Here is a 19,514-nt window from a genome sequence, read left to right on the forward strand (position 1 = left end):
TTAAAGACGGTACACCCATTCTTCTGGGTTTAAACGAGACGTATCTTGATATAAATAAAATTTTAACCTGGTCTGGCCATTGTTCCTGTTGGTATATACGATACCCAACTCTTCCTTACTTGATACCTTATCACCTTTCTTCACATAAAGTTCAGATAGATTGTAATACGTACTTATAAAGTTACCATGCTTAATTTGAACACCTTTGTTACCACCGGGTACTGCTAAAATTGCAATGACCTCGCCTTCAAAAATAGCCCTGGCTTTGGCTCCTTCATCCGTGGCAATGATCACACCATTACTTTGGTGCTTGATCCCTGGGTAAACCGGGTCCGCATACACTCCAAACCCCTGACTCTTAATTCCCTTTTCAACTGGCCAGATCAGCTTTCCCTTATTCGCTGAAAAACTGCTGGCTATTCTAGAAGCTTCGGGGGTAAGAACAAATTTGCTGGTATTCTTGGAAGTGCTACCAGATTTTTTGTTAGAAGCAGCAATAGCACTTCGTATCAATTTTTCTATTTGTTGATCGATCTTTCTTGCCTCTTTCTTTTTAGCTTCGATTGCACTTGCATACTTGCTTTCATTTTTACGAATAGTTCCTAGAAGTGCTTTTTGAGATTGAATTTCGGCAAATAATTGATTCTTTGCTTTTTTGTTCTGGGCCAATAATACCTCTTTTACTTTTCGTTCCTCGTTAAGGTCGGCATTCAACCGTGAAAGCTCGTCAGTTTTAGCCAATATCTCAGCTCCCTGTTCTTTTCTATAATCTGTATATTGCTTCATATATTGAAGCCTTTTAAAGGCTTGAAAGAAGCTTTCTGAAGATAGCAGGAACATTAATCTATTTTGTTTGGATTTATTCTGATAAGACTTTTGTATCATCTTAGCGTATTCATCCTTTACCTCTTGTAGTTCGGTTTTTAATTTGCCAATATTTCTGATATTGGTATTAATTTGCCTGTTCAACAAATTAGATTGTTGATTGGTTACCCGAATTAATTGTTGGCGCACCGTAATTTTTTTATCCAAGGCTTCCATCTGATCCAGAACGTTGCCTTTCTCCTTTTTCTCAGCAAATAGCAATCTATTGATATCGCGTATTTCAGATTGAAGTTGTTCGCGTTTTTCCTCTAAAGCTTTTTGCTCGCTAGTCTGCGCTATTAGGTTTACCGAAGTAAACAATAATAGTAACAAAACACTAGGTTTAAATCTGAACAACATCTGTTTAAAGCTCTATTTCATTAAAACCCTTAGGAATTGAATATGGAAAATTAACCGTGCCGTTCAACTCCAAATTCTTAAATTCAAGGTCTATATTATTTTCACTATCCTTGGTAATTGCTTTTACCATAATTTCATTAGGTAAAATTTCATTATCCAAACTTTGATAATTTTTATAGGCAATCTCTAAAACTCTTTTCTCCAGCGGTTGCGAAAGTTGCTGTAAAGCCATCTTAAAGTTCTTTGGCTCTACCTGAAATAATGTTTTGTATAAAACGTCTTGCTCTTTAGGAGTTAAACGATAACTCTCATTTGAGATGCCTATATCGTATTTTCCTTGTCTTAAATCTATAATTGCCTGCCCTGTGAGCAGATTTTGTAAAATGGAAAAGTCAACTTCTGTACCCAACAAATCACTTAAATACGAGAAGTCGCCATCAAAATATTCATTTTCCAATTTATTATAAAAAGACACCCTATCTGGAGTAATATAAGCCTTAACAATGCCAAGAGGAGCACTCATCCATATTGCCTTGTCCTTTTCCATACGTAGGCTCACTGATACGTTCTGTGAGGTTTCACCATCAGAATAACTAATTTTTACCCTACCTGCCAATGTTTTAAATCCAGCTTCATTTTGATAATGTGCCTTTATAACTGATTTGGATGATAGCTTAGCATCTACCGTACCCCCAGAAATCACCTTTGTACTTTTACAAGATGCCATGAAAATTATCATGACCATAGGTAAGGCATATTTCATTTTTATTATTTTTAAAAACTTCATCATCTATACATCAAGATTTAATTTTACTAAGGTACATATTTGCTTTAGACGTATTATTGGTTGCGGTATAGGCTTTGACCAATTCTTTATAAATGGCATTTTCCAAAGGAATATCATCTATTAAATAATCTAACGCACCCTCTAATATTTCAATAGCATCTTTATGCTTTTGTAAGCTGTTCAAAGCAGCTCCGTTGGCATAATAAAAATAGGGTTGCGACGGAAAACTCTCCATTGCTTCTTCCGTAGTTTTTAACAACATACCATTCCCCGTATCTGTTTTGAGCATTGCCTCTATTCTAGATTTAAAACCTTCTATACTGTTTAAATCTTTATTAGGTGCAGTATTTACGGCTCTAACTGAATGTACAAAAGTCCTTTTCTGGTTAGCAATAGAATCCGTAATCTTTTTTGCTAAATACTCTTGCTTTTTAGAGATATTTACACCTTTTAACAGCGTTTGTGCGGTAACATAATCTTCGTTCAAATAATAGATCTCCGCTAAATTCACCCTCATCTGAACATTGTTCCATGGTAATTCTTCTCTAACGTCGTCTATTACGGATTTTTTGGCGTTAATAACATCTACAAGTGTTTCTGCATACCAATAATTTTCTGGTTCTCCGGTCAATGCCTCTACCGCATACTCTTGTGCATTGATGTATTGCTTCTCGTACAAATGAAATTTGGCCAACTCAAAAGAAACAACGGTATTTTGAGGTTGTAAACGCTTACATTCCAAGAAATACGTAATTGCACGGTCATAATTTCTAATGCCTTTCTGCTTTAAGCCTTCGAAAAAATTTTCTTGAAAAGTATCAGAATACTCTTCAAGGAAAACTTCTGAACTTTGTTCAATATCCAATTCAGGCGTTTCTTGTGCACAAATGGTTAAGGGGGTACATAAAACCCCGATCACAAAACCCAAAAACACCGCCTTTACCATACTATTTATCAGATTTCTACTTAACACCTGTACTACCAAAACCGCCTTCTCCCCTAGCAGTTTCAGACAAACTTTCTACTTGGTTCCATTCTGCACGTTCGTGTTTTGCAATGACCATTTGAGCAATACGTTCGCCGTTTTCAATTACAAAATCTTCATTGGACAGGTTTACTAAAATAACACCTACTTCTCCTCTATAATCAGCATCAATTGTGCCAGGTGCATTAAGTACGGTTATTCCCTTTTTAGCCGCCAAACCACTTCTTGGCCTTACCTGAGCTTCAATACCTACAGGTAATTCAATGAAAAGACCAGTTGGTATAATAGCTCTTCCTAAAGGTTGTAGTGTAACCGCTTCGGCAAGATTAGCTCTTAAGTCCATACCAGCAGACGCATTGGTCTCATAATTGGGTAAATCGTGACCTGACTTATTGATAATTTTTATGTTCATCTGTTTAGATATAATTTTTTAAGATTTTCAAATTCCAGCTTATATACCAAGCCCAAGAATACTAATAACAAAGGTATACCTATAAATAGGTTCCTATCAAAAATGTAAAATGAAAGCGTAGAAAACAAGATGGACATTCCTAAATAAAAGATAATTTTTCTAAAGTTATATGGAATGGGATAATACATACGTCCAAAATAAAATGAAAGCATCATCATGGTACCATATGCCATTAATGTAGCCACTGCTGATGCCATATAGCCGAAATACGGAATAAAAATCAAATTGATAATTATAGTCAGTACGGCACCTATCATTGAAATATAAGCGCCAAATTTGGTGCGATCCGTAACTTTATACCAAACGGACAGGTTATGGTAAATTCCTAAGAAGAAACTTGCCAAAACAATTAATGGAACTATAGGCATGGCATCCCAATATGATTCATTTAGAACAAGAAAACGCTTTAAAACATCAGAAAAAACCACAACCGACAATAAAATAATACTGCCCAAAACCACAAAATAATTTGTAATCTGAGCATAAGCTTTCTGGGGGTTTTTGGTATCTGAATGACTAAAGAAAAAAGGTTCAATTCCCATTCTAAAAGCAGTCGCAAAAAGTGTCATGAACAGCGCAAGTTTATAGCATGCTGAATATTTTCCCATTTCACTTTTGGCAATATCTATTGGCAATAACTCCGATAACAGATAGCGATCAAAAACCTCATTAATGGTAAAAGCAATACCGGCAACCATAACCGGCATAGCATAGCGGACCATCCTTTTCCAGAGATCTTTATCGAAAACATATGGCTTACGGATGTAAACCCTGATCATCAATAATAATGTAACACCACTAGCAATTAAATTGGCAATTAAAATATAAGGTATCTCATAATCCGGTTTATATAACGAGTTGAAAAAACCTGTTGATGAACCTGTAGCTATCTTAGGTAAGAAGATCAAGAAAAATAAGGTGAGCCCTAGATTAAGAGATACGTTTAATATTTTAACAATGGCGTATCGCATTGGCTTTTCGTTAGCCCTTAACCAAGCAAAAGGAATAATAGCTAAAGCATCTAATGCCAATATCCCTAACACATAATTCATAAAAGGCAAGTCAATATTCAACGCAGTGGACAATGGCGTCTTAAATAATATGCCCACTAAAACCAATAAAGCGGTTGAGCCCATTATGGATAATAACGACGTACTAACTACCTTTTTTCTATTTTCTGACTCCTTGTAAAAACGAAAAAACGCCGTTTCCATACCGTAGGCCAAAAAAACATTGAAAATTGCAAACCAAGAAAATATCAAAGTAACCTCACCATATTTGCCCGGTGCCATTACATCGGTATAAATAGGTACAAGTAAAAATGAAATCATCCTTGGCAAGACAGTTGCCAAGCCATAGATCGCAGTTTGTTTAAAAAGTTTTTTGAGTGGATTCAAGCACTGTACATTAAGGCGATAAAAGTACCTATTAAAAGCCTAGTTACAAAGTTAGTTTTTGGGTGCGCCTTTATAAATTTGGGGTTGTTTTTGTTTTATGTCTGATACCTTTGCATATTTCAACTTTCCATTTTCGCTGTAACTCACAACGGCCTCATCTTTACCTAGGTTTAAATCTATAGCTTCAGGAGACTTTGAAGCAGTATTAGGTATTCTGACAACGATCACATTTTCGCCATTCACTGTATTGACGATGGCATCTACCTGTTTCCCCCTAAAATAAACATGATTCATTTGAATATCGGAATTCTCAATCAATGTAACCGGAATTCTCAATTCTGTACCAGAACCACTTTCTTCACGACCACTCACATATTCCTGACAAGACGCTTTACCTATATCAAATGAAGGTTCTGCTTGCAACTTTTTCTGAGAAGTACAACTAGTTAAACAAAGACAAAAAAGTAAAAAATAAGTATTAAGATATTTCATTAGACCATATTATACTTATAAAGATAATAAGTAATATGGGTTTAATACGTCATTTAACATGGCTATCACAATTTAATGCCCTAATCTGCCTTCTGCAATTGCCTTAATTTATTAAGCTCGTTTTTTACCTGCTTATAAATAAATACACAGAAAACCGTCAAAAAAACTATGGATGAACATAGTATATATACATAAAAACCATGTGACAGCGATGCTTTGAACATAGGTAACAGAATAATAAACCCAACGGTATAAATAATAATCGCCAATGGAGTAATTATAAAATGTGTAAACCTTCTGAAGGAGTAATATGTAGTCAAATCTTGTTTAAACGTATTATAGTCAGCACTAAAATTGATAGATCTTAATCTTCTTAAACTAAAGAGCTCAATACCTATTCTAACCATTAAACTACCGATCATTAAACCGATCCCCAGTAAAAATGTCGCATTTTTATAGCCAGAAACGTACAGTAGAAAAGCGAACAATGTTATGATTGTAATTGTTAAAACCGCATTCCCTGTTCTTTGTTTGTTTTCAATGGATTTTACACTTTTCAAGAGTGATTTAAAACTCTCTTCAGTTGCAGATATCTTAGATTGGTTTTGCCATGTATTTTGTAAATCTTCAAAATTATTCATGATTTGCACATTTTGTAAGTTGTTGTTTTATTCTATGTATTCTAGTTCTGATAGCGTCATGCTTAATCCCTATTATTTCTGAGATCTCTACTTGTGGCACATCTTCTAGTTCCAACAAAATTATAGCCTTGTTAGTGCTACTTAATTGGTTGATGCATTTGTACAATTGAAAAAGCATATCTTCTTTTTCTACAGGATCTTCACTATTCTCACTTATTTGCAAATCATCAATTTGTAGTTTTTTCTCTTCTTTCTTCTCCCTACGTATTTCTGCCAAACAAGTATTCACACAAATTCTATAGATCCATGTAGCTATTCCGCTTTCATTTCTAAACGTATCTAAGTTTTTCCAAACTTTAATGAACGTTTCCTGGGTCAAATCTTTGGCCAGTACATCATTACCTCCGGTATACCCCATGCATAAACGCATTACTTTAGGGTAATTAATCTCATATATCTTTTTATATGTTGATTCCTTAAGTGTCATTAATCCTCTAATGCTTTAAGTACATTTTCAATGAACCAATCTGGTTGATCAAACATTATAAAGTGCGAAGACCCCATGGCAAATTCCAAGTTATATTCTTTAAGGGTTTTATATTGACTATTATATGTGGTTTTAGCCATTTCTATCCCATAAGGTTCTGTTGCCGCTAAAATGGTTACAGGTATATCAATTTTAGAAAGGACGTTACGCAAATCCAATTTCAATAAATCAGTATAACCATAGACATATGTTTCTCGATCAGCTTTTATCATCCAATCTTTTATTATTTCTTGGTTTGATGCATCTAAAGCCATTCCGCTTGCCATTTGACTGACCATGGACTCAAAATCCTTATCGTTCATGCCCATTACTTTCTTATTATAAGGTGAATCATAAACCATATATTCACTTTTAAAGTTAGGCATCATTAAAGCACCGGTTGAGGGCAAAGCATCAATTATGATCAATTCTTTAAAAGCACTATTTTCTGTAGCCATCCAAAGTGCTAATGCACCGCCTAAACTGTGCCCAAGCAGAATAGCATTATCTAATTTGTTACTAGAAATATACTTAACCAATTCATCTTTAATTTTTGGTAGCCAAGGTTTTTCTATAGCGGGCACATCACCAAAACCGGCAAACGTAAATACATGACATTCATAATCTTTAGATAGCTCAGCAACGGAAGCTTCCCAAACATCACCAGTACAGGCAAAGCCCGGAAAAAAAAGTATTGGTTCACCTTTACCAATGACTTCAACCTTAAAAGGGTTGTCTTGAGCAGTTATTGAAAAAGAGGAAATAATAAATAATGCGAATACTAATAATTTAATTGTTTTCATCGTAAGAGTTTTTGTTTTGTTCACCCTTTAGATTCAAGAATTAAAAAATGTTACCTTATTATTTGAAAAAATATTATTCCGGTTCTACATTCATCCTTTTTATAGCCGTTGTAGCCAAAATAAAGGCAATTAAGAGAAGAACCGCTGCAAGGGCATATGGAGCGCCCGGAAAATAAATTGAAGTCTCAGGCCTAATAAAATAATAAAATACAGGCGCAAATATAAATTGCCCTAAAATGGCCGTGATGCTAACCAGACCGGTTATAGAGCCCTGTAAAATTCCCTGCTCTTTTTCCGATACTTGATTAGAAATAACCCCTTGTACGGTTGGACCTGCAATACCACCCAATGCATATGGAATCAAGAATGCATACAGCATCCAAGGTTCATGGGCAAAAGAAAACAAGAACATACCCACTGTCCACAATAGAAAGCCGTAGATGATAACCTTACGTTTTCCAAATTTTGTCACTAATTTACCAACCAAAAACCCTTGAACAACAGCAACCAATAAGCCAACTACCATAAGAGACAACCCTATTTGTCTTGGGTTCCAATCATACCGTTCTATCCCGTAATAAGACCATGTAGAAGGTAATGCCTGACCTGCAAGGTTTGCCAAGAAAAATGCAGAAATCAACAGTAGAATTCCCTTATAATTGCGCAATGCGAACAATGAAACCCCAGGAATCATCTTTGAAAAGTTGATTTGCCTTCTATTCTCCGGAGTCAAAGATTCAGGCACAAAGAAATAACCAAAAAGGAAATTTGCAAATGTTAGGCCTGCAGCAATATAAAATGGGAGTCTAATATCTATCTCTCCGAAAAATCCACCAATACCTGGACCTATTATAAATCCTATTCCGAATGCGGCACCTATTAATCCGAAGTTCTTTGCTTTATTCTCTCTGGTACTAACATCTGCAATATAGGCGGATGCCACGGTAAAACTTGCACCGGTAATTCCCGCTAAAAACCTACCCAAAAACAACCAAACAATAGAGGGTGCCCAAGCGTGGATTAAATAGTCTATACTTAACCCTAACAAGGCAATAAGCAATATGGGACGTCTACCATATTTATCGGATATTTCACCCAATACAGGCGAAAACAGAAATTGCATACCTGCAAAAGCCGTTGTTAACCACATACCATAGATAATAGCCATATGATTGCCTTCACCCGTTAATTCCATAATCAAATCAGGGATAATTGGTAGAATTATACCAATGCCAATGACATCAACAAGAATAGTTATGAATATAAAAAGTAAGGCGGTTTTATTGGATTTCATGGTGAAGACAAAAGTCGGGTAAAAAAAGGAAAATAAAAGCAATAAAAACAAAAACCCCACTGGTTAGTGGGGTTTTTATATATAGTTTAAAGCGTTTAAGCTTTAGACAACATGAAGTCATCTATATGTGAACATTTTTAATTGTTCAATGCCTCTGCACCACCAACGATTTCTAAAATTTCATTAGTAATTGCTGCTTGCCTTGCTTTGTTATATGTCAATTTCAATTGGTCACGTAGCTCAGTTGCATTATCTGTAGCCTTGTGCATTGCAGTCATACGAGCACCATGTTCACTAGCAAAAGAATCTCTTATACCTTTATACAATTGTGTTTTTAAGGATTTAGGAATCAATTGCTCTATAATTTCAACCTTAGAAGGCTCAAAAGTATAATCTGCACTTGCCGTTTCTTCTACCTCTAATGGTACAATTGGCAAAAACTGCTCGGTCATAACAATTTGGGTAGCCGCATTTTTGAATTTGTTGTACACAATATCAATACGGTCATATGCGCCAGCCGTGAACAATTCCATTAAGTTCTCTGCTATTGCTGCAACATTATCAAAGGTTAGATCATCAAATACACCACTATGGTTAGCAATAACATTATAGCGTTTACCTAAGTAATCATTAGCTTTTTTGCCTACCGCAACAAAATCAACTTCCTTACCTGCATAAACATTTTCAACAAGGTTAACAGATTGCTTTAAGATGTTGGTATTAAACGCCCCACATAGTCCTCTGTTAGAAGTAACCGATACGACCAAAACTTTATTCACCGCACGATTATCGGCATAAACACTACCAGAATCACCTTCTAAACTAGCACTTAGGTTTTGTAGTAATTCGGTCAGTTTATCGGCATAAGGTCTCATTGCCGTAATGGCATCTTGCGCCTTTTTCAATTTTGCAGCAGAAACCATTTTCATGGCACTGGTAATCTGCATCGTTGAAGAAACCGATGAAATCCTATTTCGTATTTCCTTTAAATTTGCCATTTTATTCAGTATTTAGTAAAAAGTACAAAGTATTAAGTTGCTTCAACACTTTGTACTATTTACTCAGTACTCAGTACTTTTTTAGTTCTTATATTTCGCAGAAAGCTCTTTACAAACAGAAGTCAAGGTATCTGTTACTTCATCAGTAAGCTTACCAGACTTCAAGGTATCTAGAACATCTCTGTGCTTAGCGTTCAAAAACTCCAAATAATCACGTTCGAATTCCTTTACTTTCTCAACAGGAACATCTCTTAACAGGTTTTTAGAACCTGCATAGATTATAGCTACCTGATCTTCAACCGTAAATGGATCGTTCTGAGCTTGCTTTAATATTTCAACGTTTCTACGTCCTTTTTCAATTACGTTCAATGTCGCAGCATCTAAATCTGAACCAAATTTAGCAAAGGCTTCCAATTCACGGAACTGTGCTTGATCTAGTTTCAATGTACCGGCAACTTTCTTCATTGATTTAATCTGAGCGTTACCACCAACACGAGATACAGAGATACCTACGTTAATTGCAGGTCTAACACCTTGGTTGAATAAATCTTGCTCTAAGAATATCTGTCCGTCAGTAATAGAAATTACGTTCGTTGGGATATATGCAGAAACATCACCTGCTTGAGTTTCAATAATTGGCAAAGCCGTTAAAGAACCACCACCCTTTACCATTGGTTTTAACACCTCTGGCAAATCGTTCATTTCTTTTGCGATATCATCATCATTGATAACTTTTGCAGCACGCTCCAATAATCTAGAGTGTAGGTAGAAAACGTCACCTGGGTAAGCCTCACGTCCCGGTGGTCTTCTTAACAAAAGAGACACCTCACGGTAAGCTACCGCTTGTTTTGATAAATCATCATATATAATTAATGCAGGACGACCTGTATCACGGAAATACTCACCAATTGATGCTCCGGTAAATGGTGCATATACTTGCATTGGTGCAGGATCAGATGCGTTAGCAGCTACAATGGTAGTATATGCCATTGCACCTTTATCTTCCAATACTTGAGCAATACCGGCAACGGTAGATGCTTTCTGACCTATGGCAACATAGATACAGTAAACAGGCTCACCAGCATCATAAAATTCTTTTTGGTTTAGAATGGTATCAATACAAACCGTAGTCTTACCAGTTTGACGGTCACCAATAACAAGCTCTCTCTGCCCTCTACCAACTGGGATCATCGCATCAATTGCCTTAATACCAGATTGCATTGGCTCTGTTACAGGCTCTCTGTAGATTACACCTGGAGCTTTACGCTCAAGTGGCATCTCATAAGTATCACCGGCAATAGGTCCTTTACCATCGATTGGGTTACCTAGAGTATCAACCACACGACCAACAATTCCTTCACCAACTTTTACAGAAGCGATTCGTTGCGTACGTTTAACCGTATCTCCTTCACCAACAGATTTAGAAGGTCCTAAAAGAACCACACCTACGTTATCTTCTTCCAGGTTAAGAACGATACCTTCAAGTCCACCTTCGAACTCAACTAATTCTCCGTATTGAGCATTGGCTAATCCGTAGATTCTTGCAATACCATCACCTACAGTTAATACAGTACCTACTTCATCTAAAGTAGCGGTAGCATCAAATCCTGATAATTGTTTTTTTAAAATTGCTGATACTTCAGCGGCTTTTACTCCTGCCATATCTTACTTATTATTTTACTGTAATATTTTTACCAAGGACTATTACCTTTTTTAATCAACTCTCCAATTAACTCGGTCAAAAACTCTTGTTTGGTCACCTTACTTAATTGTCTTTTTGCTTTATATTCAAAACTAGACCCATCTTGCAATGAAACTTTTACTGGTGATTGAATATCTGTTGTTGCTGTTGCAATTAAGTTTCCGTCAACATCATACACTTTAATAGGAGTTGATCTTGTACCAGAATATTCATCAGGCGAGACAACTTTTCCAATTACGTCAGTTCCCATTCTACCACCCTTGGTAATACTTAAATCCTTTTGTACAAATGGATTAATCGCTGCTACCTTTGCATCTAATTCTTTATCTTGATTTTTAACTTTGTTAACCTTCTCTTTTGCGGTACTTTCAGTTTTAGTATCAAGGAAAGTAGAAATTTTTTCCGTATTTACATTTCCCGACAAATCAAAAAACTGAAGCTTTTCAATTAAAAAACTTATAATTTTCTTTTTACCAGTCCCATAATCAGGATCTATATCTATAGCATTAGTTTTGGAAAAATCCGCATTTGATATCTCTAACCAGCTCTCTTTCGCCCCATTTGGAACCAACATTCTTCCTACACTATTTACTTGAAGAAACAATTCTGATGAATTTGAATTCGTAAATGAATACAAAATATCATAATCTCCCATAGTCTTTGTAGCTCTATGCTCAGTTTCCATCTTTATAGGAATGGCAACCTTATCCACTAATATTGCACCTTTTTTAACGCCTATTTTTTGAGCACTAACAGACACACTAAAAAATAAAACCAGTCCAAAAACTATTCTATTCATATTATAGACTATTTGAAAATTCTCTTTTTAAATTATTAAGCTTGTTGCTTACGCTAGCATCATACTGTAAATCTCCAACTCTTAAGATGAAACCTCCAATAATACTTTCGTCAATTTTACTTTCAATGGTAACCTCATCACCAGTAATAGTAGCAACCTGCTTTAATATTTTTTTCTCAATCGCAGCATCTAAAGGAACAGCGGTTGTTACGTAAGCAACGTTCTTACCTTTTAATTGCTCATTAAGAATAATGTATTTTAAAGCAACTTCATTTAGCATACCTACACGCTTGTTATCAACCAACATGCTAATAGTACCTTCAGTAATTGAATCGCATCCTTTGAAAATTTCAAGTAATGCATTCTTTTTGGAAGCACCGGAAACAACCGGACTTGCCAATACATCTTTTAATTCTTTACTATCTGAAATAGTAGCGACGATTGAACGCATATCTTTCTCAACAGCAACCAAGGCTTTATTCTCCTTGGCCATGTCCAATATCGCCTTTGCGTAACGTAATGCAGCTCTAGATTCGCTCATTATTTTTTTTAGTTAAGTTTTATGTCGCTCAACATTGTATCAACCAACTTCAATTGCTTTTCGTTGCTAGATAACTCCTCTTTTATAACTTTCTCTGCGATAGCTACAGACAATTCTGCAACTTGACTTTTAATATCGGCAACAGCAGCTTTCTTCTCACTTTCTATAGCAGCTTGCGCTTGTTTCAACATTTTGTCGCCTTCAGCTTTTGCCTGCTCTTTAGAATCAGCTATCATTTTTTCTTTGATCTCACGAGCTTCTTTTAACATAGATTCACGTTCTGCACGTGCCTCTTGCAACATTCTATCATTATCCGCTTGTAAGTTTTGCATATCCGCTTTTGCTTTTTCAGCTGCGGCCAATGCTTCTTGAATACCTGTCTCTCTTTCGTTCAAAGAGTTCAAGATAGGTTTCCAAGCAAATTTTACCATTAAGAAAATTAAACCTAATAATAGAATTGTTTGTACGATAAACAATCCTGGTGAAAAATCATTCAATAAAACTTCCATATTCTAATCTTTAAAATCTAAATCAATAATTAAAAACATTTCCTGTAACCAACCGTTACAGGAAGATGTCTTTGGGTTTTCGTGTTCTTATTTTCCTAAGAACAAAGCACCGAATGCTAAACCTTCTAAAAGTGCAGCTACGATAATCATCGCAGTTTGAATTTTTCCTGCCGCTTCTGGCTGACGAGCAATACCTTCCATTGCTTTACCACCGATTTGACCAAGACCTAAACCTGCTCCGATAACGATTAAACCTGCTCCAATTAAATTGTAAGTTACCATACTAATTGATTTATATAATTAAATTAAAAAAACTCTTGTTAAATAAAATCTCCTCTAACATCCTCTACATCTGCCACTTCATGACCGTGAGAATCATGCTCATGGTCGTGATCATGTTCCGCTACCGCCATACCTATAAACAAAGCTGAAAGTGCCGTAAAAATATATGCCTGTAAAAAGGCCACCAACACCTCAATAAGGGTGATGAAGAATGACAAAACCAATGAAAGACCCGTAGCACCTGCCACACCTAAACTTTCTTTAAGAGTAAACATAATCGCAATTAAGCTCATTACAACAATATGCCCTGCAGATATGTTTGCGAACAAACGTACCAATAATGAAAAAGGCTTAATGATAAAAGCACCTGCCAATTCTATAATCGCCAAAATTGGTTTTACGAAAACCGGTACACCTGGCATCCACAAAATGTGCATCCAGTAATCTTTGTTACCGCTAACTGTATATATGATCAAGGTAAATATTGCCAAACAAGCTGTAACCGCTATTTGCCCAGTTACATTGAACCCAAATGGAGTAAGCCCCAACAAGTTCAACACCCATATAAAAAAGAATACCGTTAAAAGATACCCTGTAAATCTTCTGTAATGTTTTTCTCCAATGTTAGGTCTAGCAATCTCATCTCTAACATATAAAACAAGAGGTTCCAACACTCTACCAAAACCAGTTGGTACACTTTTCTTAGTATATTGTTTAGCTAAAGAAGAAAATGCAAACAACAATAACAAACCTACCAACAAGATACCAACAACACTTTTGGTAATAGAAAAATCTAAAACTTTATGCGCATTTGTTGCGTGATGTTCTTCGTCAAAATTTACAGATGAAGCACCAGCTTCCAACTCATAAATTTTGCTGTGAAGTTTTACAAATTTAGAACCGTTCTTTTCAACAATTACGTGTCCGTTATCGTCATGATGAAATTCTGATGACATAAAAGTCACCAAACCATTGCTTGACCAAAGTATTACCGGAAGCGGAAAACCAACATGCTTTCTTTCACCAGCATCATTGGTATAGGAGAATAAATGAAAATCATGAGAATCCTTAAGGTGATGTAAAATATACTCATCTACCTGCTCCTTACCACTTACCGCTCCTTCAGGTGCTGTGTCTGATACCGCGAAACTTTGCAATGAAAAACAAAGTATTAGAAGTTGTAATAAGGTTTTAATCGTATTTGAAACTTGCATCATTAGTTCTTTATCAAAAAATTAAGCTCCTAGAAATTTTGCGCAAAAGTAGTTAATAATAACATAACCATCCCAATTTTAAAGCTTTAAAATTTACAGACTTTTATTCCCCATTATTTTGGCAATAAAAAACACCTCTAGAAATAGAAAAATTAAAATCGGAATCAACAGCATTCCTCTATATAACTGAGGCATAATACGTTCTCCAAGTAGGTATGGGTAAAAGATCATAGCAAACAACGTAATCTTAAATACAAGTGCCGCCATGTATAGAAACCCTAATTGCTGAAAAAATGAATTGTTTTTAGCCGCAATGAAAAAGACAATCACCAATACGAGTGAAAACACATAATGAAATGTATAGGCTTTTTTCAATAATGGAATAAAATAAGGTTCAGCATTGCTTAAAAGCTGATCTTGTAAAAAAAAAGAAGTCGCGCCCACAACAGTGAACACGACTATATATAAAATGATATTTTTTAGCAACGTTTTATTTATTTAATGCCATAACCTTTTTTATGACCAAATAGATAGACAAAAATACTGCAAGTAAAGTAAATGTATCTTCTAAAAACGTTTTTTCATATTTTTCATCTAACCATTCTCCTAAAAGATTGCCCAAAAATATAGTGACACCCATTTGTATGGCAACACCAGATAAGCTTGCGGCGTTTCTTAAAAGCTCAGAATTATCATTGTCTTTACGAGGCTTTTGCGGCTCCATTGTTCGGTGCTTTAAAACCTGCAGGGTTACTTCCTCCTTTTTTACCGCCCATGTTACAAGAAGCATTAAAAGTAGCACCTGGCTCTACTGCCAGCTTACTTACAGATACCGTACCTTCTATTACAGCAGATGACTTTAAGGATAACAGATCAGATACCAATAGTTCGCCATTAAAACTACCTTCTATATCTGCATTTACACATTCTACTTTACCATGAATATAGCCGTCTTTACCAATGACCACTTTGCCAGAGGTTTTTACATTACCATCTAACTTTCCATCTATACGAAAATCTGCTTCTGAGATGATATCTCCTTTGATTTTGGTATTCTTCTCTATTCTGTTGGGTTGTCCTCCTATTTCATTCATAGCTTTAGGTTTTTGTCTGTCTGAAAACATTGTTCACGGTTTTGGGGTTAAAAGCGTATTTCTATAATCGATTATATTTTTGTGTACTTGTATAATCTTATAGTTCTCTGATAAAACTACAAAATTCTCATCAGCAACTCGGTAATCCTTATTATTTTTTAATAGCTCTGCATAGCCAAGTGCATAATCTTTTGACTTAAACCCATGAACTACTACAAATTGATCTTCTAGGTTATAAATATCTTTAGAAATCTTGTTCTTGTATTTAAGATCGGTAATTGATTTCTCTAATAGTTCCATCAGCTTTAGCGCCTTTTCATTATTACTTCTCTTAAAAGGAAAAACAACTTTCCAGTTAGAGGTTCCCTTGGAGTCTGTTTCCGGTGAAAATTCTTTTTGCTCCAATTTAGGAAGTTGCTCTGCTATCATTTGCTCGGCTTTTTTACCTTCTGGATTGTTAGGATACGTCAATGCCACATAATTTAACGCTTCTTTAAAAAGCTCAAAACCTTGCAGCCTACCAATGGCATTTGCTTTCAACATTTCAAACTTTGGAACAATAGGGTCACCTGTAAATCTATTGATGTTTTCCTCCGCACCTGTAATTACCTGCAAAAAGTGTTGTTCTTGATATTGTTTGAACAAATTCTCATAGCGTTTCTCTGGACTATCTGAACTGTCTGCCAGAACCGCTTGTGGATTTAACAGTATTTCCGCGTACCTAGAATCTGAGTGGTTGGCAATAATATCTGCTTTCATAGTCTCTTTCAACGGACTATCTACTTCTTCATATATCTTGTACAGGTTATATTTAGAAGGTAAGATCAAACGCTCTTCGGCATTTGAGGCTAGAACGTTTTCCAATTTCTCTGCCGCTAAAAGATTTTCATTGAACTTTTCCTTATAGATAAGCCCTAATTGATAGTTGGCAAAATTACGTTCTGTCTTTAAGCTATCTATAATAGCAACATCTGTAGGTAAACGATCCATATAATAGTCTAACGAGAATTTCTCATCATCACTAACTACACTAATACTATCATTTGCTCCTGGAGCATTCTGTAATGCAATATTCTCACTATTAATAAGCGACTTGTCTGACCATCGCCAATCATCTGTCAATTCTCTATTGCCCCAACGGTTTTTAAAGTCGTTTTGACCATAGCCCAAACTAGTAATGTTATAGAAATAGAATTTGCCTTTATTCTCTTTACCACCCTTGCTGTTGTTAAAAGCAGCAAAACCATCTGTAATTCTTTCCTTCTCTTTTTTCTGCGCAGCTTCCTTAGCTTTTTGTAGCTCTTCAATATGTTTACCAAAATATGCCAATTGCTCATCTTTTGGCATTTGGTAAACCGTAATTACACTATCTGCATAATGCACAATGTCTTCGTACTTAATAACATCTTCAAGGTTATCCCTTTTTTTCTTGATCGCCCTAAACTTCTTGGTATTCTCGTTAAGGTTGGTCAATACACTATCATAATAGGCACCTGCGGGCTTATAGATACTTTCATCAAAATTATATTCTGCTAAATTCTCATAGTTGAGCGCATTCAATTTTGGCTTGTTCTGCGATGCTCTGAGCGATTTGTTGAAATACAATATTGCCAAGCTATCGGATTCTTGTTCTAAGTGAAACTCTGCCAATTGTCTATAAATACCATCTAAGTAAGGTCTGTTCTCCCTATTTAGCTCCATCTTGGTTAAATATTCCAAGATTTCTTCTTTATTCTCACCAGTGACTTGGGTATTCTTTAATTTTTCGATTTTGGCGTTGATCATATAAATCCTAGGGGACTTTCTATTCAACTCAATCACCTTATCAAAAGCATAATTGGCACTGTCCTTGTAACCCAATTGATTGTACAACTGACCAATAATATAATAGTACCTTCCTTTTTCAGGATTCTTTTTTGTGTAATGCGATGCAATTTTTAGGTTTTGAACCGCAGTATCCGGAGCATTAAGATTTATATAGGCTTGTGCCAACATTGCCCTTGCATCTGCATATTCTTGATCTTTTAAACGCTCATATTTCATTAAGCGTTTTAAATTTTTTATCGCTAGATCGTCATTTTCTAACCTAATATTTACCTTTTCTCTCCAGATACTTGCTTCATTAAGCTTATCACTTTCTGAATATTTATTGAGAATGTAATTGAAGGATTCCAATGCAGGAATGTAGCGTTCATCAAAATAACGCGCTTTACCTAATAATAAAAAAGCCTCATCTATTTGAGGGTTGCGTTCTTCATCCTTAATATCCATACTATGCTTTTGAATAGCCTTTGTAGCTTTTTCCTCTGCAATAAGAAAATTAGGATTGTTGTCTTCTGAATCTAATTTTATTTCGCCACTAACTTCTAAACGTTCTATGGGCAACACTTCAAAATAATCATCTTGATACGTATCGTTCAGCGTTTCTCGCCCTTGTTCAAAAGCAATGTTACCATTATACAAGGTATTGTATTTGGTATTGAGCGCGTGCCAATTTCGGTTTACGAACTTGTCTTTCTTAACGGAACATGCATTAAAAAGCATACTCGTTAAAACACCGGATAAAATAAGTTTGTTTCTAAGATTCAAAATAGATAATCTACGTATGTATGATTAACTTAAAAACAACCAGATTATTATACCGTTTATCGGTAAACTGCATATTTATTTTTAAGCCGTGTCACCATTTATGAACCGCTATACCAAATTTTTACCGACCATATAGTTTGTTTTACAATAAAATGATCAAGAGCTTATGAGTTTACTGCAGATAATCTGATCCAATGCAACTTCGTCGGATTTTATAAGATCAGCGACGAAATGTAGATATAAAAAAACCGACCTAATGGTCGGTTTTAAGTTTTTACACTAACTGTAGTACGTCTTATTGAAAACCAATTAAATTTTACCATATGTAGTTCTTAACTGTGCTCTAAGCGGACATATATGTTTAAATTATTCCACAACTACCTCAGCCTTTTCAGACCCAAAGAAAACTTCTAATTCTTTTAAAGTCTCGGCAGATGTTTCTATGTCTTTGACCACCTCACCTTTGTTCAGTACAACAATACGCTCACATACTTCGGTTACATGAATTAGATCATGACTAGAAACCAATACCGTTACATCTTGCTGTGCAGCCAAATCTTTAATGATCTGCTTAAGGCGTATTTGTGTTGTGGGATCTAAATTTGCAAACGGCTCGTCTAAAATAACAACTTTGGGGTTCCCAATAAATGAAGCTACAATACCGGCTTTCTTCTGGTTTCCTTTAGATAAATCTCTCAAGTATTTCTTTTGACCTAATATTTCTCCATGAAAAAAGTCTTGGTATTGTGCCAAAAGTGCATCTACATCGGCTTTATTTTGTCCACGTAGGTCCCCAATGAAATAAAAATATTCTTCAGGAGTCAAATACCCGATCAAAAAGGTTTCATCAATAAAGGAAGAGGTAAACGGTTTCCAATTTTCACTGGTGTTTACTTGTACCTCGTTATTAATAATATGACCGGTAGTTGGTTGTATTAGGTCTAGCAACAAACTAAACAGCGTTGTCTTACCTGCTCCGTTATTACCTACCAATCCAAAACTTTGTCCTGTTGGTATTTGTAGGTTCTTTATATTCAATACTTGTTGTGAACCATATATTTTTGATAAATTTTCTATTGTAATCATAATCGTGTTATTTACTTTGGCTACGCTCAGCAGCCTTTTTGTTCGTTATTGGTTAAAAGAAATAAATCCAATATATCTG

22 protein-coding genes are annotated in these 19,514 nt (G+C 35.4%); all 22 read right to left on the reverse strand.

All coding sequences use genetic code 11. From position 1 onward, the window contains the following. Complete coding sequence (locus CSC80_RS06010; RefSeq protein WP_058104514.1) at positions 1-1,224, reverse strand: peptidoglycan DD-metalloendopeptidase family protein; 1,224 nt, start codon at positions 1,222-1,224, stop codon at positions 1-3. A gap of 4 nt (positions 1,225-1,228) precedes the next feature. After that, on the reverse strand, positions 1,229-1,987 hold the full coding sequence (locus CSC80_RS06015) for a DUF4292 domain-containing protein (RefSeq protein WP_236973329.1): 759 nt from the start codon (positions 1,985-1,987) through the stop codon (positions 1,229-1,231). A 34-nt stretch (positions 1,988-2,021) separates the two neighbouring features. Continuing rightward, on the reverse strand, positions 2,022-2,957 hold the full coding sequence (locus tag CSC80_RS06020; RefSeq protein WP_099190451.1) for a hypothetical protein: 936 nt from the start codon (positions 2,955-2,957) through the stop codon (positions 2,022-2,024). A 16-nt stretch (positions 2,958-2,973) separates the two neighbouring features. Continuing rightward, positions 2,974-3,408 carry a dUTP diphosphatase gene (dut, locus tag CSC80_RS06025; RefSeq protein ID WP_099190453.1) on the reverse strand — a complete coding sequence of 145 codons (435 nt, stop codon included), beginning with the start codon at positions 3,406-3,408 and terminating at the stop codon, positions 2,974-2,976. Continuing rightward, positions 3,405-4,865, reverse strand: coding sequence for an oligosaccharide flippase family protein (locus CSC80_RS06030; RefSeq protein WP_091607839.1), 1,461 nt, complete (start codon positions 4,863-4,865; stop codon positions 3,405-3,407). Before CSC80_RS06030 ends, dut begins: the two co-directional genes overlap by 4 nt. A gap of 51 nt (positions 4,866-4,916) precedes the next feature. Next, a complete protein-coding gene (locus tag CSC80_RS06035) occupies positions 4,917-5,288 on the reverse strand; it encodes a hypothetical protein (protein ID WP_143751721.1) in 372 nt (123 codons plus the stop codon). Positions 5,289-5,437: 149 nt separating this feature from the next. Further along, positions 5,438-5,998: a hypothetical protein gene (locus CSC80_RS06040; RefSeq protein ID WP_099190457.1), complete on the reverse strand. Its 561-nt coding sequence runs from the start codon at positions 5,996-5,998 to the stop codon at positions 5,438-5,440. Next, entirely contained in the window at positions 5,991-6,485 is a 495-nt protein-coding gene (locus CSC80_RS06045) for an RNA polymerase sigma factor (RefSeq protein ID WP_099190459.1), read from the reverse strand. The genes CSC80_RS06040 and CSC80_RS06045 overlap by 8 nt, the downstream gene beginning before the upstream one ends. Then, positions 6,485-7,327 (reverse strand): alpha/beta hydrolase, encoded by an 843-nt coding sequence (locus tag CSC80_RS06050; RefSeq protein WP_099190461.1) that lies wholly within the window; start codon positions 7,325-7,327, stop codon positions 6,485-6,487. The genes CSC80_RS06045 and CSC80_RS06050 overlap by 1 nt, the downstream gene beginning before the upstream one ends. 73 nt (positions 7,328-7,400) lie before the next feature. Continuing rightward, on the reverse strand, positions 7,401-8,621 hold the full coding sequence (locus tag CSC80_RS06055) for a TCR/Tet family MFS transporter (RefSeq protein ID WP_099190463.1): 1,221 nt from the start codon (positions 8,619-8,621) through the stop codon (positions 7,401-7,403). Positions 8,622-8,758: 137 nt separating this feature from the next. Then, on the reverse strand, positions 8,759-9,619 hold the full coding sequence (atpG, locus tag CSC80_RS06060; protein ID WP_074670923.1) for an ATP synthase F1 subunit gamma: 861 nt from the start codon (positions 9,617-9,619) through the stop codon (positions 8,759-8,761). Between the two features lie 81 nt (positions 9,620-9,700). Continuing rightward, complete coding sequence (gene atpA, locus CSC80_RS06065) at positions 9,701-11,281, reverse strand: F0F1 ATP synthase subunit alpha (protein ID WP_099190465.1); 1,581 nt, start codon at positions 11,279-11,281, stop codon at positions 9,701-9,703. A gap of 29 nt (positions 11,282-11,310) precedes the next feature. Further along, the gene (locus tag CSC80_RS06070; RefSeq protein ID WP_074670921.1) at positions 11,311-12,120 is read right to left on the reverse strand and encodes a hypothetical protein; all 810 of its coding nucleotides are present in this window, start codon (positions 12,118-12,120) and stop codon (positions 11,311-11,313) included. 1 nt (position 12,121) lies between these two features. After that, on the reverse strand, positions 12,122-12,661 hold the full coding sequence (atpH, locus tag CSC80_RS06075; RefSeq protein WP_099190466.1) for an ATP synthase F1 subunit delta: 540 nt from the start codon (positions 12,659-12,661) through the stop codon (positions 12,122-12,124). An 8-nt stretch (positions 12,662-12,669) separates the two neighbouring features. Further along, positions 12,670-13,170, reverse strand: coding sequence for a F0F1 ATP synthase subunit B (locus CSC80_RS06080; RefSeq protein ID WP_074670920.1), 501 nt, complete (start codon positions 13,168-13,170; stop codon positions 12,670-12,672). Between the two features lie 87 nt (positions 13,171-13,257). Further along, positions 13,258-13,452 carry an ATP synthase F0 subunit C gene (gene atpE, locus CSC80_RS06085; protein WP_027065438.1) on the reverse strand — a complete coding sequence of 65 codons (195 nt, stop codon included), beginning with the start codon at positions 13,450-13,452 and terminating at the stop codon, positions 13,258-13,260. Between the two features lie 38 nt (positions 13,453-13,490). Continuing rightward, entirely contained in the window at positions 13,491-14,666 is a 1,176-nt protein-coding gene (gene atpB / locus CSC80_RS06090; protein WP_058105111.1) for a F0F1 ATP synthase subunit A, read from the reverse strand. A 93-nt stretch (positions 14,667-14,759) separates the two neighbouring features. Then, positions 14,760-15,152 carry a DUF6168 family protein gene (locus CSC80_RS06095; protein ID WP_143751722.1) on the reverse strand — a complete coding sequence of 131 codons (393 nt, stop codon included), beginning with the start codon at positions 15,150-15,152 and terminating at the stop codon, positions 14,760-14,762. 4 nt (positions 15,153-15,156) lie between these two features. Then, the gene (locus CSC80_RS06100) at positions 15,157-15,390 is read right to left on the reverse strand and encodes an AtpZ/AtpI family protein (protein WP_058104529.1); all 234 of its coding nucleotides are present in this window, start codon (positions 15,388-15,390) and stop codon (positions 15,157-15,159) included. Next, a complete protein-coding gene (locus CSC80_RS06105; RefSeq protein WP_058104530.1) occupies positions 15,368-15,790 on the reverse strand; it encodes a polymer-forming cytoskeletal protein in 423 nt (140 codons plus the stop codon). Before CSC80_RS06105 ends, CSC80_RS06100 begins: the two co-directional genes overlap by 23 nt. A 3-nt stretch (positions 15,791-15,793) precedes the next feature. Beyond that, positions 15,794-18,349, reverse strand: a complete 2,556-nt coding sequence (locus CSC80_RS06110) for a hypothetical protein (RefSeq protein WP_099190468.1) — start codon at positions 18,347-18,349, stop codon at positions 15,794-15,796. Positions 18,350-18,715: 366 nt separating this feature from the next. After that, on the reverse strand, positions 18,716-19,435 hold the full coding sequence (locus CSC80_RS06115) for an ABC transporter ATP-binding protein (RefSeq protein ID WP_099190470.1): 720 nt from the start codon (positions 19,433-19,435) through the stop codon (positions 18,716-18,718). Positions 19,436-19,514 lie beyond the last annotated feature (79 nt).

This window comes from Maribacter sp. 6B07 (genome assembly GCF_002700155.1).
In the GTDB taxonomy this organism is placed as follows: Bacteria; Bacteroidota; Bacteroidia; order Flavobacteriales; family Flavobacteriaceae; genus Maribacter; species Maribacter dokdonensis.

What these genes read in the sequence shown, in the direction of transcription:
- CSC80_RS06010 (WP_058104514.1), bottom strand. Translation starts at nt 1,224, where the DNA reads ATGTTGTTCAGATTTAAACCTAGTGTTTTGTTACTATTATTGTTTACT.
- CSC80_RS06015 (WP_236973329.1), bottom strand. Translation starts at nt 1,987, where the DNA reads ATGAAATATGCCTTACCTATGGTCATGATAATTTTCATGGCATCTTGT.
- CSC80_RS06020 (WP_099190451.1), bottom strand. Translation starts at nt 2,957, where the DNA reads ATGGTAAAGGCGGTGTTTTTGGGTTTTGTGATCGGGGTTTTATGTACC.
- dut (WP_099190453.1), bottom strand. Translation starts at nt 3,408, where the DNA reads ATGAACATAAAAATTATCAATAAGTCAGGTCACGATTTACCCAATTAT.
- CSC80_RS06040 (WP_099190457.1), bottom strand. Translation starts at nt 5,998, where the DNA reads ATGAATAATTTTGAAGATTTACAAAATACATGGCAAAACCAATCTAAG.
- CSC80_RS06045 (WP_099190459.1), bottom strand. Translation starts at nt 6,485, where the DNA reads ATGACACTTAAGGAATCAACATATAAAAAGATATATGAGATTAATTAC.
- CSC80_RS06050 (WP_099190461.1), bottom strand. Translation starts at nt 7,327, where the DNA reads ATGAAAACAATTAAATTATTAGTATTCGCATTATTTATTATTTCCTCT.
- CSC80_RS06055 (WP_099190463.1), bottom strand. Translation starts at nt 8,621, where the DNA reads ATGAAATCCAATAAAACCGCCTTACTTTTTATATTCATAACTATTCTT.
- atpG (WP_074670923.1), bottom strand. Translation starts at nt 9,619, where the DNA reads ATGGCAAATTTAAAGGAAATACGAAATAGGATTTCATCGGTTTCTTCA.
- atpA (WP_099190465.1), bottom strand. Translation starts at nt 11,281, where the DNA reads ATGGCAGGAGTAAAAGCCGCTGAAGTATCAGCAATTTTAAAAAAACAA.
- CSC80_RS06070 (WP_074670921.1), bottom strand. Translation starts at nt 12,120, where the DNA reads ATGAATAGAATAGTTTTTGGACTGGTTTTATTTTTTAGTGTGTCTGTT.
- atpH (WP_099190466.1), bottom strand. Translation starts at nt 12,661, where the DNA reads ATGAGCGAATCTAGAGCTGCATTACGTTACGCAAAGGCGATATTGGAC.
- CSC80_RS06080 (WP_074670920.1), bottom strand. Translation starts at nt 13,170, where the DNA reads ATGGAAGTTTTATTGAATGATTTTTCACCAGGATTGTTTATCGTACAA.
- atpE (WP_027065438.1), bottom strand. Translation starts at nt 13,452, where the DNA reads ATGGTAACTTACAATTTAATTGGAGCAGGTTTAATCGTTATCGGAGCA.
- atpB (WP_058105111.1), bottom strand. Translation starts at nt 14,666, where the DNA reads ATGCAAGTTTCAAATACGATTAAAACCTTATTACAACTTCTAATACTT.
- CSC80_RS06100 (WP_058104529.1), bottom strand. Translation starts at nt 15,390, where the DNA reads ATGGAGCCGCAAAAGCCTCGTAAAGACAATGATAATTCTGAGCTTTTA.
- CSC80_RS06105 (WP_058104530.1), bottom strand. Translation starts at nt 15,790, where the DNA reads ATGTTTTCAGACAGACAAAAACCTAAAGCTATGAATGAAATAGGAGGA.
- CSC80_RS06115 (WP_099190470.1), bottom strand. Translation starts at nt 19,435, where the DNA reads ATGATTACAATAGAAAATTTATCAAAAATATATGGTTCACAACAAGTA.